Source organism: Rhodococcus sp. DK176, from assembly GCF_038447315.2.
In the GTDB taxonomy this organism is placed as follows: Bacteria; Actinomycetota; Actinomycetes; order Mycobacteriales; family Mycobacteriaceae; genus Rhodococcus_F; species Rhodococcus_F jostii_A.
The window spans coordinates 2661947-2678921 of record NZ_CP118321.2 but is presented as its reverse complement, the minus strand read 5'-3'; the positions used below and the strand labels follow the sequence as shown (position 1 = coordinate 2678921).

Sequence of the window (16975 nt, the reverse complement as noted above, 5' to 3'; positions counted from 1 at the left end):
GACTCAGCCCATCGACTTCGACCCGTCGAGGGCCTCCCTGATGATGTCGGCGTGCCCGGCGTGCTGGGCGGTCTCCCCGATGATGTGGAGCAGGACCCGGCGCGCGGACCAGCGTGATCCCGGTTCGAACCACGGCGCCTTCGGCAGCGGATGCGAGATGTCGAGGTCGGGCAGCGAGGCCACGATCTCGTCGGTCCGGTGTGCCACCCTCGCGTAGCGGTCGAGGACGTCGGCCAGCGTCTCGTCGTCGCGGAGGGTGAACTCCTTCTGGCGATTGTCGGTGCCGGTGCCGTCCGCGGGACCGCCACGCACGGCGTCGGTACCGCGCACGATGAAGTCGGCCCACACCCGTTCGACGTCCGACACGTGTTTGACGAGTCCGCCCAGACACAGTTCGCTCGCCGTCGTGCGCTGGGTCGCCTGTTCGTCGGTGAGGTCCCGAACGGTGTAGCGGAGGAAGTAGCGGTGTTTCGCCAGCGACTCCAGCAAGTCGGCACGCTCGCCGGTAGTCGACGTTCTCGCGGTAGAGGTCACGGTGATCACCTGCTCCAGCCGGTCCGATGATGCGCATTCGACGGTAGCGGTCAGCCGCCGTGCGCGGTGACATAACCGGTCGCGCGGCCGTGGGTGTCGAGTTCCCACCCCATCCGCTTCCGGGACCGGAGCGTCACCGACGAGTCGATGATCTCGAGGCTGGGGGCCCGGCTCTCCAGCCACTCCTGCACCCGCAACAGGTCGGGCAGCGAAGACACCCACATGCTGACGAGGAAGTTCGCGGGGCCGGTGAGAGACATGCACAACCTCAGTTCGGGCCGGGTGTTGACGATCTCCACGACTTCCCGGTGTGCACGCACGGGCAGGCGGCACCACCACGTGACGGTGATGGGCCACCGCGTCGCATCCTGGGCCACGTCGCAGCGCAGCACCACGGCCCGGGAGCGCAGCAACCCCGCGAGCTGCCTGCGAACCGACGACGCGGGCCGGTCGATGACCGAGGCGATCTCGCGCGCGGACGCCCTTCCGTTCCGGGTGAGCTCGCGGACGAGCGCGCGGGCGACCTCGTCCGTCAGGCTTTCCGGCCGGGCCGATCCGGACTGCGGCGGAGTGTTCTCCAGTGCGGCGATCGCCGCGGACTGTGCCGTGTCGAGGGAATCGAGGCGCCAGCGGCTGCCCTCCGCGTGGAGTGCGGTGCACGTGTGGGTCCGGGTCGAATTGACGCTCGGGTGGCCGGGCAATTCCTCGAGCACCAGGTCCGACAACTCGTGCAGGGATCCCGTCTGCACCGTCAGGATGAGGTCCCGCCCGCGCGCCGCATGTTCGATCGACGCCACCCGCGGGTCGCGGGTGAGCGCCTCGACCAGTGTCTTCGTGCCGCTGAGATCGCACGTCACCTCGATCATGGCGGTGAACGCACCGGCGCCCGTCATCGGCGCGGGGTACGCGGTGATCCAGGCCAGTCCGCGTTCGGTGATCGACTCCCACCGCCTCGCCAGCGTCGCGGATGTCGTCCGCAGGATCGGGGCGAGCTCGGACCACGTCGCCCGCGGACGGATCTGCAACGCGTGAATGAGCGAAAGCTCGGATTCGGTCAGCATTTCGCGCATAGAACACTTTCTGGGTCGGCACAGGTGATCGTTTTCGACGTTCTCGGTGGTCCGTCGTTTCGCGGATCACAGCATATGACCACCGACGCATTCGGTCGAGAAAGTGACCACCGACATAAGGGAGAGCAATGAATCTCGTGGACGACGCCCGCGCCCTCCAGGGCGACCTCGTGCAGTTGCGTCGCGTGCTGCACCGCGAACCGGAGGTCGGACTGAGCCTGCCGCGCACGCAGGAACGTGTCCTCGATGCGTTGGCCGGCCTGCCGCTCGAGATCTCGACGGGAGCGAACACGACGTCGGTGACCGCGGTGCTCCGCGGCGGCAGGCGTTCGGTCGACGCCGCGCAGACGGTGCTGCTGCGCGCCGACATGGACGGACTCCCGGTCACCGAACAGACCGGACTCGACTTCGCGGCGCAGAACGGCGCCATGCACGGGTGCGGGCACGACCTGCACACCGCTGCGCTGGTCGGCGCCGCCCAACTGCTCAGCCGTCATCGCGACCACTTGGCGGGCGACGTCGTCCTGATGTTCCAGCCCGGTGAGGAGGGGTGGGACGGCGCGAAGGTGATGGTGGACGAGGGCGTCCTCGACGCCGCCGGCCGCCGCGCCGATACCGCCTACGGCATGCACGTCTTCTCCTGCCAGAAGCCGCAGGGGCGGTTCTTCTCCAAGGCGGGGACGCTGCTCGCGGCGTCGTACAAGCTGACGGTCACGGTGCGCGGGGCGGGTGGACACGGGTCGTCCCCGTCGACCGCCCGGGATCCGATCACCGCGATGGCCGAGATGATCACGTCGCTGCAGACCATGATCACCCGGACGTTCGACGTCTTCGATCCCGTCGTCGTGACGGTCGCGAACGTGCAGGCCGGGTCGCGGCACAACATCATTCCCGACGATGCGCGGTTCGAGGCGACGGTCCGGTGCTACTCGCCCGCCACGTACGAGAAGGTGCCGGCGGCGCTGCGCCGGGTGCTCGAGGGGGTGGCGTCCGCACAGCGGGTCGAGGCCGACGTCACCGTGGCCCCGGAGTTCCCGATGACGATCAACGACGTCGACGAGGTCGCGTTCGGCGCCGAAGTGGTCAGCGACCTCATGGGCGAGGACCGATACGAGACGGTCACGCATCCGATGGCCGGGTCCGAGGACTTCTCCTACGTCCTGCAGGAAGTGCCCGGCGCGTTCATCGGACTGGGCGCGTGCATGCCCGGCGCGGATCCCGCTGCCGCTCCCATGAACCATTCGCCCCGAGCGCAATTCGACGACGCGGTACTCGCCGATGCCGCCACCATCTACGCCGGACTGGCCGTTCGACGGCTGGACAAGGCCCGGTCCGACAATGCTGCTGTGGCGGCGGGGAGTGACGCCCGATGAACGAGATCGCCACCGAGAGTGGGACCGTGAACACCGTCCAGCAGAGGTCCGAGCGCTGGGAGAAGGCCCGCGCGATCGTCGGCGTGGGCACGGGAAACGGGATCGAGTACTTCGACTGGACCGTCTACGCGACGTTCGCCGCCTTCTTCGCCCCGCAGTTCTTCCACACCGGCTCCGCGGTCTCCGACCTGCTCGCGTCGTTCGGCGTCTTCGCTGTCGGATTCGTTGCCAGGCCGTTCGGCGGTCTGCTGTTCGGCTGGCTGTCGGATCGGCGGGGACGCAAGCTGTCGATGACGCTCGCCGTCGGACTGGCCGCGGTCGGCAGCCTGATCATCGGCCTGACCCCGACCCATCAGACGATCGGTGTCGCGGCGGCGGTGGTCCTCGTCGTGGCGCGCCTCGCGCAGGGTGTCGCGCACGGCGGTGAATTGCCGTCCGCGCAGACCTATATCGTCGAATTCGCGCCGACGGCCCGGCGTGGACTGTGGTCCAGTCTCATCTACATTTCCAACACCACCGGAGTCGTCGTCGGCACGCTTCTCGGCGCACTGCTCACGACGACGCTGAGTTCGGAGCAGATGGCCGACTGGGGCTGGCGGGTGCCGTTCCTGCTGGGCGGCGTGCTCGGACTGTTCGTGCTGTGGATGCGGTCGCGGATGAAGGAGACCGAAGTCTACGAGGAGTCGGGTGACGAGACCGCAAAGCAGTCGATGTGGCAGCTGTTCGTGGCGCACCGGCGGCAGGTGTTCCAGATCCTGTTCTTCACGGTCGGCGGCACCGTCGTCTACTACGTGTGGGCCGTGTCGGCGCCGGCGTACGCGATCGCCGTCCGGGGCATCGATCCGTCCGGCGCTTTGTGGGCGGGGGTCGGCGCGAACCTCGTACTGATTGCGTCGCTGCCGTTCTGGGGTGCGTTGTCGGATCGGATCGGTCGCAAACCGGTGCTGTACATCGGCAACGTCGGTATCGCTGCCCTGCTGTTCCCGCTCAACGCCATGATCGGGCACAGTGCGGTCACGCTCTTCTTCGCGATGGCGATCGCCCTGTTCGTGATGGGCGCGATCCTGTCGGTGATGCCCGCGATGATGGCCGAACTGTTCCCGACCGGATTACGTGCTGCCGGCGTCGGAGTGCCGTACTCGGTCGGTGTGGCCGCGTTCGGTGGGACGGCCGCGTACGTCCAGACGTTCTTCGCCGACCGCGGTACGCCGGACCTGTTCGAGTGGTACGCGCTCGCCCTGGTTGCGGTCTCGATCGCCGCACTGTTCACGATCCCGGAGACCCGGGGACGGGATCTCGCGTCCCAGACGTAGCGCACGCGAGTGACAAAGTGTGCTCCCGCACGCTTTGCCACTCAGGTGCGGGGAGGCTCTATCTTGAAGCGGTGAAGACACACTCGGTACGTATGGCGCGAGCCGCGGCAAGTGTCGCGATTGCATCCCTGACGGTGGGCGGCACCTGCCTCGCCTCCCCGGCCGCGTTCGCCGACGAGGCCGAACGCGCGCCGGGGAGCGTCGTGGAGGTCGAGCCGCTACCGGCCGACCTCTGGCTCCCCGGCGCTGCCGACGCGCAGCGAATCACCTACTGGTCGATCGGGTCCGACGGGAGTCCCGCACTCAGCAGCGGCGCCGTGTACGTGCCACCGGGGGAGGCGCCCGTCCGGGGATGGCCGGTGGTCGCGTGGGCGCACGGCACGTCCGGGCTCGCGGACGACTGTGCTCCCTCGCTCGTCGGGCCCGCGCTCCCCGAGCGTGACTACCCGTACCTCGGACACTGGCTCGAACAGGGATATGCCGTCGTCTCCACCGACTACGTCGGCCTCGGCACGCCCGGTGTGATGCCGTACCTCGACGGAAAGGTCGAGGCGCACAGCGTCGTCGACTCGGTGAAGGCCGCCCGCGCCGTCGACGAGTCCCTGTCGAACAAGTGGGTGGTGGTCGGCCAGTCGCAGGGCGGCGGCGCCGCGATCACCACCGCCCGTTACGCCACCGAGTACGGCGGCGAGACGCTGGACTACCGCGGGGCGGTGGGAACGGGTGTGCCGGCGAACATCGAGCTGACACTGCTGCCGCTGGGGCCGGGGGTGCCGCCCACGGCGATCCCCGCCGGCCTCACGTCGTACCTGTTCTACATCCTCGCTGGACTGCGGTCGGCGCATCCCGAGATCGACCTCGACTCCTACCTCACTCCGTTCGGCGCCCGGTACGTGAACGCCGCCGAGCAGCTGTGCGTCAACGACCTTCACGATGCCGCGGAAGGTGTGGTGGTCGGCGACCTGTTCAGCAAGCCGCTGAACCAGATCCCGAACTTTCACGGGCTGCTCGTGGACTACATGGGTGTCCCGACGAGTGGGTACGACCGTCCCCTGTTCATCGGGCAGGGGCTCACCGACATCGACGTGCCCGCACCGTCGGCGTTCTCGCTGGTCGCGGCACTGACCGCCAACGGTGAGCCGGTCACGTTCAAGACGTATCCCACCGACCACAGCGGCACGCTCGTCGATTCCCAGGCGGACACTATCGCGTTCGTGCGTGGGCTGTTCGATTGAGAGAAGGCGGCACTGTCCAGAATCCGGACAGTTGCTCGCCGCGCCCACAGGCACTATGGCGTGGGTCACACTGTGTGGGTACGTTCGGGTGTGAGTCGTGCACCGGTGCACGACCGGACCCGCGCGCGGCAAGGAGTCGAGGTTGGAGTTTGGCGGCATGACCGGGCACGTGGCGATGCGGCCGGAGATCGCGTTGTCCTGGAAGCGTTCGGCGCTCAGCGGTCTGGAACCGAGTTCGACGCCGACCGATGATCCCTGCTCCGACCTGGACAAGTCCAGTCGCCTGCTGCAGGCGGCCCGTCCCGTGCTCGATGAGATGGAACAGCAGATCCAGGGCACCGGCTTCTGTGTCCTGCTCGCCGACCGTGACTGCCGCATCGTCGCCCGGCTCTTCGACGGCCCCCGACTCGAGCGCCTGATCGACGGCGCCGGGGCGGTGCTGGGGTCGCGGTTCGACGAGGACTGCGTGGGGACCACGGCGCTGGGGACGCCGATGGAGGTCCGGCGTGGCGTCGTCATACACGGCGAGGAGCACTACCTCGAGCGGTTCAAGGAACTCAGCTGTTACGGACACCCGATCGTCCATCCGGTGACGCGCCGCGTCGAGGGCATCCTCGACATGACGGGTGTCGCGTCGCGCGCCAACCCGCTGTTCGCCCCGTTCCTGGCCCGAGCGGCCGCGGACATCGAACGACGTTTGCTCGAGGGGGCCCGGGTGTCGCAGCAGCGGCTCGTGGACGCGTTTCAGCGGGTGTCGCCGCAGAATCTGATGGCGGTCACCGCGATCGGCGAGGACATTCTGCTCAGCAACCGGGTGGCGCTCGACCTGCTCCAGGTGTCCGATCACGCGACGCTGCGGGGGCTTGCCGCGGACCTGCGTCCGGATCAGTCGAAGACGGTGCGGATCCAACTGTCCTCGGGCGAACCGGCGTTGGTCCGGGCCGACCACGTGTCAGGCACGGACGGCGGGGCCGTGTTCGTCGTCCGGCCGGACCGCCGGACCAGCACCCCCATCCGGCGCGGCAAGTCCCCGTCGAGTTCCGTCGTCGAACGCAGCAGGTCGGAGTTGTCGCGGCTGCGCGAGACCCGGGATCCGGTGGTGATCAGCGGCGAACCGGGCATCGGCAGGACGACGGCGGTTCGCGATCTGGCCGGCGACAAGTCGCTCGTATGTATGGACGCGGCCGCCATCGCCCTCGACGGCGCCGACGCCTGGATCGACCGACTTCTCACGCTGGCGGCCGGACCCGCCGCGGTCCTGGCGATCGAGGAAGTGCAACTGCTACCCGAGTCGATGCTGCCGCTGGTCGTGAAGATGCTGGCCGCCGACGCGGGCCCACGAATCGTGATGACGAGTTCTCCCCTCGGCGACCTGCCACCGGGCGTTGCGGGTCTCGTCGGCCGCTGCCCCGGACAGGTGGTGCTCCCGCCGCTGCGTCAACGCACCCGCGAATTCGCGGACATCGCGCAGGGAATCCTCGATTCCGTCGATCCCGGTCTCCGGCTCACCGCGAGCGCGCTCGACGCTCTGATCGCCCGCGACTGGCCGGGCAATATCGCCGAACTGTCCGTCGTGCTGCAGGCCGCCGCGGGCAGACGCAGCAGCGCGAACATCGCTGTCGCGGATCTACCCGACCAGTATCGGACGCCGACCCGGGTGTCCCGGCTGGCCGGCCGCGAGCGCGCCGAACGCCAGGCCATCGTCGACGCACTGCAGGAGTGCGGCGGCAACAAGGTGCATGCCGCGGCCGCGCTGGGCATCAGCCGCAGCACGCTCTACGTCCGGATCCGAGCCCTCGATATCACCGTCTAGCTGCAGTTTCATCCACCGATCCGCGACCGTCCGGAGGTGTCCGAAGTCAGGACAGTTAGTGATATGGCAACCAGTGCACTATGAGCCACGTCACATTCACAACTTCGGAGGTTTTGATGACAGCGACGATCGAACCCAGCCAAGCGGAACTCTTGCCGTCGGTACGGAACTTTCTGTCCGGCACCAAGCGATTCCTCGTCGGAGGGCAGTGGGTGGAATCGGCGAGCGGCGAGACGTTCGAGACGATCGACCCGGCCACCGGGCAGGTGCTAACCACCGTCGCACGCGGCGGTGCCGAAGACGTAGACCGCGCGGTCCGGGCCGCTCGTACGGCATTCGACGAGGGCCCGTGGGCCACCATGAAGCCCAACGAGCGGGAACGGCTGATCTGGCGGGTCGGCGACATCCTTTCCGAGCGCGCCGAGGAATTCGGTCAGCTCGAGGCGCTGGACAACGGCAAGTCGGCGGGCATCGCCGCGGCTGTCGACGTCGCCTGGTCGGCCGACATCTTCCGCTACTTCGCGGGCTGGGCCACCAAGATCGAGGGCAGCACGGTAAACGTGAGCATGCCGTTCGTCCCCGGCGGCCAGTTCCATGCGTACACGCTGCGCGAACCCGTCGGCGTCTGCGGTCTGATCGTTCCCTGGAACTTCCCGCTGCTCATGGCCGCATTCAAGCTGGCGCCCGCGCTCGCCGCAGGCAACACGGTGATTCTCAAGCCCGCGGAGCAGACCCCGCTCACCGCGATCCTGCTCGGCGAGGTGTTCGAGGAGGCCGGCTTCCCGCCCGGCGTCGTCAACATCGTCACCGGCTACGGCGACGCCGGCGCGGCATTGTCCGCCCACGACGACGTCGACAAGATTGCGTTCACCGGCTCCACCGAGGTCGGGAAGAAGATCGTCGACGCCGCCCGGGGCAACCTCAAGAAGGTGTCGCTCGAACTCGGCGGCAAGAGCGCCAACGTCGTGTTCGCGGACGCCGACTTCGACGCCGCCGTCACCGGATCGCTCAACGCCTGGCTGTTCAACCACGGCCAGTGCTGCGTCGCAGGCACCCGGATGTTCGTCGAGGACAGCATCTTCGACGACTTCACCGCAGCGGTCGCCGAGGCCGCCAGCCAGGTCAAGATCGGCCCCGGACTCGACCCCACCACCCAGCTCGGACCGCTGGTGTCGCAGGAGCAGTTCGACAAGGTCACCGGCTACCTGGCCGCCGGACTCGCCGACGGCGCCCGCGCCCTCACCGGCGGAAAGCGCTGGGGCGATACCGGCTTCTATGTCGAGCCGACGGTGTTCGTGGACGTGAAACCCGAGTTCAGCATCGTGGAGGAGGAGATCTTCGGCCCCGTCGTCGCAGCGCTCCCGTTCAACGCAGAGGAGGGAGTCGCGAAGGCGGCGAACAGCAGCATCTACGGCCTCGCCGCCGGAATCTGGACCAAGGATCTGTCCAAGGCGCACCTCACGGCCCGTCAGCTCAAGGCCGGTTCGGTGTGGATCAATCAGTACAACGGGTTCGACACCGCCATGCCGTTCGGCGGATACAAGCAGTCCGGTTGGGGACGTGAGCTCGGGGCGACCGCCATCGATCTCTACACCCAGACCAAAGCCGTCAACATCGCACTCTGACCGTCACTCAACGAGGAGAAGACATGAAGACCAAAGCAGCGGTTCTGTTCGAAACGCACAAGCCGTTCGAAATCGTGGAACTCGAGCTCGACGGTCCGGGCCCCGGCGAAGTGCTCATCAAGTATGTCGCGGCAGGCCTGTGCCACTCGGACCTGCACCTCACCGACGGCGATCTGCCGCCGCGTTTCCCGATCGTCGGCGGGCACGAGGGTTCCGGCATCATCGAGGAAGTCGGCCCCGGTGTCACCAAGGTGAAGCCCGGCGACCACGTGGTCTGCAGCTTCATCCCGAACTGCGGCACGTGTCGGTACTGTGCCACCGGCCGCCAGAACCTGTGTGACATGGGCGCCACCATCCTCGAGGGGTCGATGCCCGACGGCTCGTTCCGGTTCCACTCGGGCAAGCAGGATTTCGGTGCCATGTGCATGCTCGGTACGTTCGCCGAGCGCGCCACCATCTCGCAGCACTCGGTGGTGAAGGTGGACGACTGGCTCCCGCTGGAGACCGCCGTCCTCGTCGGCTGCGGTGTGCCGTCCGGTTGGGGCACCGCGGTGTACGCCGGCGGAGTTCGCGCCGGTGACACGGTCGTCATCTACGGCATCGGCGGTCTCGGCATCAACGCCGTGCAGGGCGCGGTCAGCTCCGGCGCCAAGTACGTCGTGGTGGTGGATCCGGTGGCGATGAAGCGGGAGGCCGCGCTGAAGTTCGGCGCCACCCACGCGTTCGCGGACGCCGCGACCGCGGCGGAGAAGGTCAACGAACTGACCTGGGGTCAGGGCGCCGATCAGGCCCTCATCCTGGTGGGCACCGTCGACGAAGAGGTGGTGCAGAACGCGACCGCCGTCATCGGCAAGGGCGGCACCGTCGTCATCACCGGCCTCGCCGACCCCGCCAAGCTCACCGTGCACATCTCGGGAACCGACCTGACCCTGAACCAGAAGACGATCAAGGGTTCGCTGTTCGGTTCGGCCAACCCGCAGTACGACATCGTCCGCCTGCTGCGCCTGTACGACGCGGGTCAGCTCAAGCTCGACGAGCTGATCACCACCAAGTACACGCTCGAGCAGGTGAACGAGGGTTACCAGGATCTGCGGGACGGAAAGAACCTGCGTGGCGTGATCGTCCACCAGCAGTAGGCGGCTTCGCCGCCCGTGCGCCTTTCTGGTTGTGCTAGCTACCAGAAGGGCGCACGGGAGCTCCGCGCCACACGTCGGCGAGCAGGTCGTACGTCTTCAGCCAGGACTCGGTGTTCTCGGCATGGGAGGCGACGATCAGCTCGTCGGCCTGCGCGTGCTCGGCGAACTCGTCGAGGTACGTCTTGACCTCGGTCGGCGTTCCGACGGCGGAGTAGCGCACCATCTGCGCGACCTGCTGACCTGCCGGGGACGTCATGATGAGGTCGACCTCCTCGGGGGTGAATTTCTGCCCGCGACCGACCATCTGCACCACCCGCCGCCGCAGGGACGCCTCGAACTGCCGGTGCGCGTCCTCGGTGGTGTCCGCGGCGATGGCGTTGACGCCGGCGATGACGTACGGCTCGGACAGATCCTCGGAGGGCTCGAATCTCTCCCGGTACAGCGTGACGGCGTCGACGAGCGAGTCGGGGGAGAAGTGGGACGCGTTGGCGTAGGGGAGTCCGAGCTTCGCGGCGAGCTGTGCGCCGAACGTCGAGGACCCGAGGATGTAGAGGGGAACGTTCGTACCCTTGCCGGGGATCGCGTCGACGCCGGGAACCCGTGACACACCGCGGAGGTATGCCTGGAGTTCCAGCACGTCCTGCGGGAAGCGGTCCGCGGACGCCGGGTCGCGGCGCAGCGCATACATCGTCTTCTGATCACTGCCCGGGGCGCGTCCGAGTCCGAGGTCGATGCGACCGGGGTGCAGTGTCTCGAGGGTGCCGAACTGCTCCGCAATCGTCAGCGGCGCGTGGTTCGGCAGCATGATGCCGCCTGCGCCGAGCCGGATGCTCTCGGTGTGCGCGGCGACGTGCGCGATGAGGACGCTCGTCGCGGACGAGCCGATCGACGGCATGTTGTGGTGCTCCGCGTACCAGATGCGGCGGTACCCACGGGTCTCCGCGAGTTGCGCGAGCTTCACGCTCGCATCGAAACTGTCCCGCGCCGTGTCGCCCTCGCGGATGTAGGCCAGATCGAGAATCGACAGAACAGCGCTCACGAGATTCGTTACCTTTCGTCACCAAGAACAGGCGCGAGAGGTCAGCCTCACGCACTACCTCTGGGTGTAACCGCAGAGGTAGTGCGCGTATTCCGGGCGGCCGGAGCGGTCAGGCGTCGACCAGGGGACGCAACGTGCGCCCGGTGAGTTCGACGATGCCGGGTTCGTGCCCGTTGGCGACGAGGTTGAGGACGATGCCGTCGATTCCCGCGTCGAGGACACGGGTCTTCAGCTGTTCGGCCACCTCGTCGGGGGCACCGCAGAACTGCCGGTCGGTGGCGGCGGCGCGTTCCTCGTCCGACGCCGTCGACAGGTCGACGCCCTGCGTGAGCAGGAACTCGTGCTGGAGCTGCCGGGCGCGGTCGCCGTCCTCGTCGATGATGACGAAGGCCAGGTAGCTGGTCTCCAGCGTGGACCGGTCGCGACCGATCTCCGAGCACCGGGTATCGAGAGCCTCGAGCTTGCGCGGCAGTTCGCGGGCGTTGCAGATGATGTTCAGATGGTCCGCGAACCGGGCGGCGAGCCCGAACGTCTTCTTCTCACCGCCACCTCCCAGCATGATCGGCAGGTCGTCGCGGATCCGCGGCTCGTTGATCGCGTTCTCGACGTGATACCACTTGCCGTCGAACGTCGGACGTTCGCCGTGCAGCATCGGCGCAATGATCTGCAGTGCCTCCTCGAGCCGTTCGAATCGGTCGGTGAACGTTCCGAACTCGTATCCGTACTGCGTGTGCTCGAGTTCGAACCAGCCGGCGCCGATTCCGAGGACGGCCCGCCCGCCGCTGGCGACGTCCAGGGTGGTCACCGCCTTGGCGAGCATGGGCGGGTTGCGGTAGGTGTTGCCGGTGACCAGTGCGGACAGCTGGATGTTGTCGGTGGCCGTGGCGAGGGCGCCGAGGGCGGTATACGCCTCGAGCATCGGTTCGTCGGGCGCACCGATGCCCGGCAGTTGATAGAAGTGGTCCATCACGAACGCGGTGTCGAAGCCCGCGGATTCGGCCTCACGGGCCTGCGCGATAACGGTCGGGAACAGGTCCGCGACGGGGGTGGAGTAACTGAAATTCGGCATCTGGTATCCAAGGCGAATAGTCACCCGTTCGACGCTACTCGGATGGCGGCGCGGGCACCTCCCCAAATTCGAGGGTAGGCGGGTGCGCACCCTGGGGTGCCTGGTGAAGGCGGTGTGGGGCGAGGAGGCTGATGGTTGGTGCCATAGCAGTCGCCGATCCGACATCCGCGACGACTCTGCGCAGTGGGGTGATGGAGTGCAGAGCGCAGCCTGAGGGGGAAAGATGAATTTCGATTTCGATTCGCAGCAGCAATCCGGCGGCACGGCGTGCGCCTGCCCGGAAAGGCCCGCACCTGTCCGGCCCGACGTCGCCATCGTGGAACGCCCACTCGGGCGCCCGGCGCGCCCGGCGCGAGCGGCCGTGGGCGCCTTCCCGCTGACCGCGGCGCAGAGATCCATCTGGTTCGCGCAACAGCTCACGCCGGAGATTCCGTACGTCATCGCCCACTACGTCGATCTGCGCGGTCCGGTCGACCTTGCCGTTCTGTCTGAAGCCACCCGGCGCGCGAATCGCGAATTCGGCTGGGGAGCGGTGCGCCTGGTGGACATCGACGGGCAGCCGCATCAGGTCGTGGACCCGACCGTCGACGACCGGGTGCCCACCACGGACCTTCGCGGCGAGGACGATCCCGTGGACGCTGCCCACCGCTGGATGCGGAACGACCGGAGCGCTCGCACCGACATGTACGACGGACCGCTCCTCGTCTCGCGCATTCTGCAGCTGGGCGACGATCACTACTACTGGTACTCCCGCGCTCACCACATCGTGTCGGACGGGTACGCCGCGATGATGCTGATGAGCCGCACGGCCGAACTGTATGTCGCCGCCACCGAGGGCAGGGAGCCGCCGGACAGCCGGATCGTGGGGCCGGAACGTCTCGTGCGGGAGGACGCGACCTACCGTGCCTCGACCCGGTTCGCCCGGGACCGCGACTACTGGCGCGACTCCGGCGGCGACCTGGCGTCGGTCCTCAGTCTCAGCGGTCGCACGGCGCGACCGGACATCGACGCCCGGACGGCGACCGGGCACACGAGCCCGAGCGGGAGCTCACGGAATTCGACGGCGGTGACGGTCGCCGCCTTCGCCTCGTACCTCGCCAGGATGACCGGCGTCGACGACGTGGTCCTGTCGCTTCCGGTGTCGGCGAGAACGACGGCCCGCCTCAGGTATTCGGGCGGTTCGGTCTCCAATGTGATTCCGTTGCGGCTGAAGGGAATCGGCTCTGCCACCGTCCGTCAGGCGGTCGGAACCGCCGAGACGGCGTTGACAGCGGCACTGCGGCATCAACGCTACCGCCGCGAGGACATCGGCCGGGACCTCGCCACTGGCGGTGTCGAACTCCTGCATTTCGGTCCGGTGGTCAACGTCATGATGTTCACGAAGAAGATCACGCTCGGCTCCGTGAACGGGACGGTTCGGGTACTCACCACCGGTCCCGTCGCGGACCTCGCCGTCAACATCTATCCCGGGGCCGAGGGCAGTGCCGCCCGCATCGACTTCGAGGGAAATCCGGCACTGTACGACCACGCCGAACTGACCGGACATCATGCGCGTTTCCTCGCCTACCTCGACAGGTTCACCGCATCGGTCGAGTCGGAACGACCGGTCGCCGACCTCGACGTCTTCCTCGCCGGCGAGCGCGGAGAATTCGCTCCCGCGCAGGGACTTCCGGATGCCGACCCGATCACACTCGACCGTCTCCTCGCGGGGACCGTCGCCGACCACCCGGAGGCGATCGCGATCCGCGACCGCGGCCGCGAACTGTCCTACGGTGACCTGGACCGGCTCGCCTGCCGGCTCGCCCGGCTCCTGACCGGCCGGGGCATCGGACCCGAGAGCATCGTCGCGGTCTCCATCCCGCGGTCGCTCGAGTCGGTGCTGGCGTTGTGGGCCGTCGCGAAGGCCGGCGCGGCCTACGTTCCGATCGATCCCTCGCACCCGAGCGCTCGCATCGCGTACGCACTGGACGATTGCGGTGCGACAGTCGGGCTGACCGTCCGCACAGAGCGCGCCCGACTGCCCGGCACCGTCGCATGGTTGACCACGGATATCGACGACCTCGAAAACCTCTGTGAAGAAGCCCTCCCGGATGCGGAACGGACCCGTCCGCTGCTCGTGGACCATCCCGCGTATCTGATCTACACGTCCGGGTCGACGGGGGCGCCGAAGGGCGTCGTCGTCACCCATCGCGGCCTTGCCAACCTCGCCCAGGAGATTCGGGACAAGTACGCGGTGTCCGCGCGTTCGCGTGTCCTGCATTTCGCCTCGCCGAGCTTCGACACCGCGCTCGTCGAAGTGCTCGCGGCCTGTGTCGGCGGCGCGACGCTCGTCGTGACCCCACCCGGGGTGTTCGGCGGCGAGGAACTGTCACGGCTGTTGCGTGACGAACACGTCACCCACCTCCTGATGACGCCGTCCGCCCTGGCCGCCGTCGACTCCTGCGTCCTGGACGAATTGGAGTTGGTGCTGGTCGGAGGGGAGGCGTGTCCGCAGGAGCTGGCGCGGCGGTGGGCCGGTGGCCGGACCATGCGGAACGCGTACGGTCCGACGGAGACGACGTGCAGTGTCACTCTCACGGATCCGCTGTCACCGGACGAGCGGATGACGATCGGCTCGCTCATGCGGGGCGTGGACGCGGTGGTTCTGGATCACCGTCTACGCCCGCTTCCGCCGGGTGCTGTCGGTGAGCTCTACCTCGCCACCCCGGCACTCGCCCGGGGCTACCATCGGCGCCCCGGGATGACCGCGTCCCGGTTCGTCGCCGACCCGTTCGGCCGCAGCGGCTCCCGGATGTTCCGCACCGGGGACGTGGTGCGGTGGACGGCGGCAGGAACGCTCGAGTTTCTGGACAGGGCGGACGACCAGATCAAGATCCGAGGTTTCCGTGTCGAGCTGGGCGAGATCAACGCCACGCTGAACGCGCATCCGGGCGTCGCCTTCGCCGCGACGGTGGTGCAACGGAATTCGGCCGGAGATCCGACCCTGGTGTCCTACATCATGGCCGAGGGGGACGCGTCGATCGATCGCGAAATGTTGAAGGCGCACCTGGCACGATTGCTGCCGGACTACATGGTTCCGAAATCGATCATGCTCGTGAACTCGATCCCGTTGACACCGACGGGGAAGCTCGACCGGGCGGCGCTCCCGCTGCCGGAGTTCGGCTCGGTTTCGGTGCCTCATCGTGACCCCGAGACCCCGGCCGAGCGCCGCGTCGCGCGGGTGTTCGCCGCGGTACTCGGCGTGGATACGGTCGGCGCCGACGATTCCTTCTTCGATCTCAGCGGCGATTCGCTGTCGGCCATCCGGGTGGTCGCGACGATCAACGCCGAGCTGGGAACCACGCTGGGCGTGCGCGAACTCTTCGATGCACCGACGGTCGCGGCGCTCGCGCGGACGATCGCGGACGCCGGGGCACGCCCGCAGAGCGCGGGGCGGTCCGGCGGACCGAAGTTGGGCGCCGCACCACTGCCGGACCGGGTGCCGCTGTCCCCGTCGCAGTACTTCATCGACCGCGCCAGAGGGGAACGCGCTCTCCACAACATCCCGTTCACGGTACGAGTACGCGGCGCATTCGACGTCGACGCCCTGAGCTCGGCGATGGCGGACGTCCTGCACCGGCACCGCTCGTTGCGAACGGTGTTTCCCGACTCGCCGTCGGGGCCGTACCAGCGTGTGCTCGACGTGGCCGATGTGTTGCCCGACCTGACTCCGGTGGAGTCCGGCGGCGCGGACGTGGCGGCGCAGACGTCGGAACTGCTGTCCGCAGGATTCGACGTGCGGCGCGAGCCTCCGCTGCGCGCCCGGCTGTTCCGGATCGGCGACGGCGACCACCTTCTGGCCTGCGTCATCCACCACATCGCCGTCGACGGCTGGTCGCTTGCACCATTGGCACGAGATCTCGCCGACTCCTACCGTGCCCGGGCGAACGGCAGTGAGCCCGTGTGGGAGCCGCCGATCGTGCACTACGCCGACTACACCGTGTGGCGCCGGGCATTGCTCGGTGACGAGGCCGACCCGGGCAGTGTCGCGTCCCGGCAGATCGCCCACTGGACGAAGGAGCTGTCGGGACTTCGGGGGGAGCTCGCGCTGCCCACCGATCGCCCCAGGCCGCACCGGTGGACCTACCGAGCGGGACGACTTCCGTTCTCCCTCGACGAGCATGCGCACCGAGGCCTGCTCGCCACAACGCACGAGCACCACGCCAGCCTGTTCACGGCGCTCAGGTCGGCAGTGGCGGTACTGCTCGCCCGCGTCAGCGGCGACCCCGACATCGCGATCGGAACTCCGATCGCCGGCCGGGGAGACTCGGCGCTCGACGACGTGGTGGGAATGTTCGTCAACACGCTGGTTCTGCGAACCCGGGTGGACCCGACGATGACGCTGTGCGACATCGTCGATCGATCACGCGGCGTGGAGCTTCGGGCTCTGGCGAATGCCGACGTGCAATTCGAGCGACTCGTCCAGGTACTCGACCCGCCGAGGTCGCCGTCCCTGCACCCGCTGTTCCAGGTTGCGTTGTCGCTGAACAACTTCGCTCCCGCGGCCCTGAACGTGTCCGGGCTCGACTTCGAGGTCACACCCCGTCCACTCGACATCGCCAAGTGCGATCTGCACTTCCACTTCACCGAACGTCACGACGTCGACGGGAGGCCCGCCGGAATCGATGCCGAACTGGTGTATTCCGCCGACCTCTACGACGCGTCCACCGCACAGGGTTTCGTCGACACGCTGCACACCATCGTCGACCCGATCGGTAGGTGACCCCGG

General features: G+C 68.0%; 11 protein-coding genes. 7 read left to right on the top strand and 4 right to left on the bottom strand.

The window, feature by feature from the left end; all coding sequences use genetic code 11:
• Positions 1-3: 3 nt before the first annotated feature.
• Positions 4-543, bottom strand: coding sequence for a DinB family protein (locus PSR88_RS12630; RefSeq protein ID WP_011595228.1), 540 nt, complete (start codon positions 541-543; stop codon positions 4-6).
• 41 nt (positions 544-584) lie between these two features.
• Positions 585-1604, bottom strand: coding sequence for an Lrp/AsnC family transcriptional regulator (locus PSR88_RS12625; RefSeq protein WP_016882560.1), 1020 nt, complete (start codon positions 1602-1604; stop codon positions 585-587).
• Between the two features lie 128 nt (positions 1605-1732).
• On the opposite strand from PSR88_RS12625, the gene PSR88_RS12620 reads away from it, so the two are divergent.
• From PSR88_RS12620 to PSR88_RS12595, 6 genes are all read left to right on the top strand, one after another.
• Entirely contained in the window at positions 1733-2977 is a 1245-nt protein-coding gene (locus PSR88_RS12620) for a M20 family metallopeptidase (RefSeq protein ID WP_016882561.1), read from the top strand.
• The gene (locus tag PSR88_RS12615; RefSeq protein WP_011595225.1) at positions 2974-4290 is read left to right on the top strand and encodes an MFS transporter; all 1317 of its coding nucleotides are present in this window, start codon (positions 2974-2976) and stop codon (positions 4288-4290) included. Before PSR88_RS12620 ends, PSR88_RS12615 begins: the two co-directional genes overlap by 4 nt.
• Before the next feature lie 92 nt (positions 4291-4382).
• Complete coding sequence (locus PSR88_RS12610) at positions 4383-5525, top strand: lipase family protein (RefSeq protein WP_011595224.1); 1143 nt, start codon at positions 4383-4385, stop codon at positions 5523-5525.
• A 157-nt stretch (positions 5526-5682) separates the two neighbouring features.
• On the top strand, positions 5683-7338 hold the full coding sequence (locus PSR88_RS12605; protein ID WP_016882562.1) for a sigma-54-dependent Fis family transcriptional regulator: 1656 nt from the start codon (positions 5683-5685) through the stop codon (positions 7336-7338).
• A gap of 116 nt (positions 7339-7454) precedes the next feature.
• Positions 7455-8963, top strand: coding sequence for an aldehyde dehydrogenase family protein (locus tag PSR88_RS12600; RefSeq protein ID WP_011595222.1), 1509 nt, complete (start codon positions 7455-7457; stop codon positions 8961-8963).
• A gap of 23 nt (positions 8964-8986) precedes the next feature.
• Positions 8987-10099, top strand: a complete 1113-nt coding sequence (locus PSR88_RS12595) for an NDMA-dependent alcohol dehydrogenase (protein ID WP_009475183.1) — start codon at positions 8987-8989, stop codon at positions 10097-10099.
• Between the two features lie 34 nt (positions 10100-10133).
• Here PSR88_RS12595 and PSR88_RS12590 read toward each other — a convergent pair whose 3' ends face one another.
• On the bottom strand, positions 10134-11138 hold the full coding sequence (locus PSR88_RS12590) for an LLM class flavin-dependent oxidoreductase (RefSeq protein WP_009475182.1): 1005 nt from the start codon (positions 11136-11138) through the stop codon (positions 10134-10136).
• Between the two features lie 109 nt (positions 11139-11247).
• Positions 11248-12231 (bottom strand): LLM class F420-dependent oxidoreductase, encoded by a 984-nt coding sequence (locus PSR88_RS12585; RefSeq protein WP_011595221.1) that lies wholly within the window; start codon positions 12229-12231, stop codon positions 11248-11250.
• Positions 12232-12430: 199 nt separating this feature from the next.
• Between PSR88_RS12585 and PSR88_RS12580 the strand changes: the two genes are divergently transcribed.
• Entirely contained in the window at positions 12431-16969 is a 4539-nt protein-coding gene (locus tag PSR88_RS12580; protein ID WP_016882563.1) for a non-ribosomal peptide synthetase, read from the top strand.
• Positions 16970-16975: the final 6 nt, after the last annotated feature.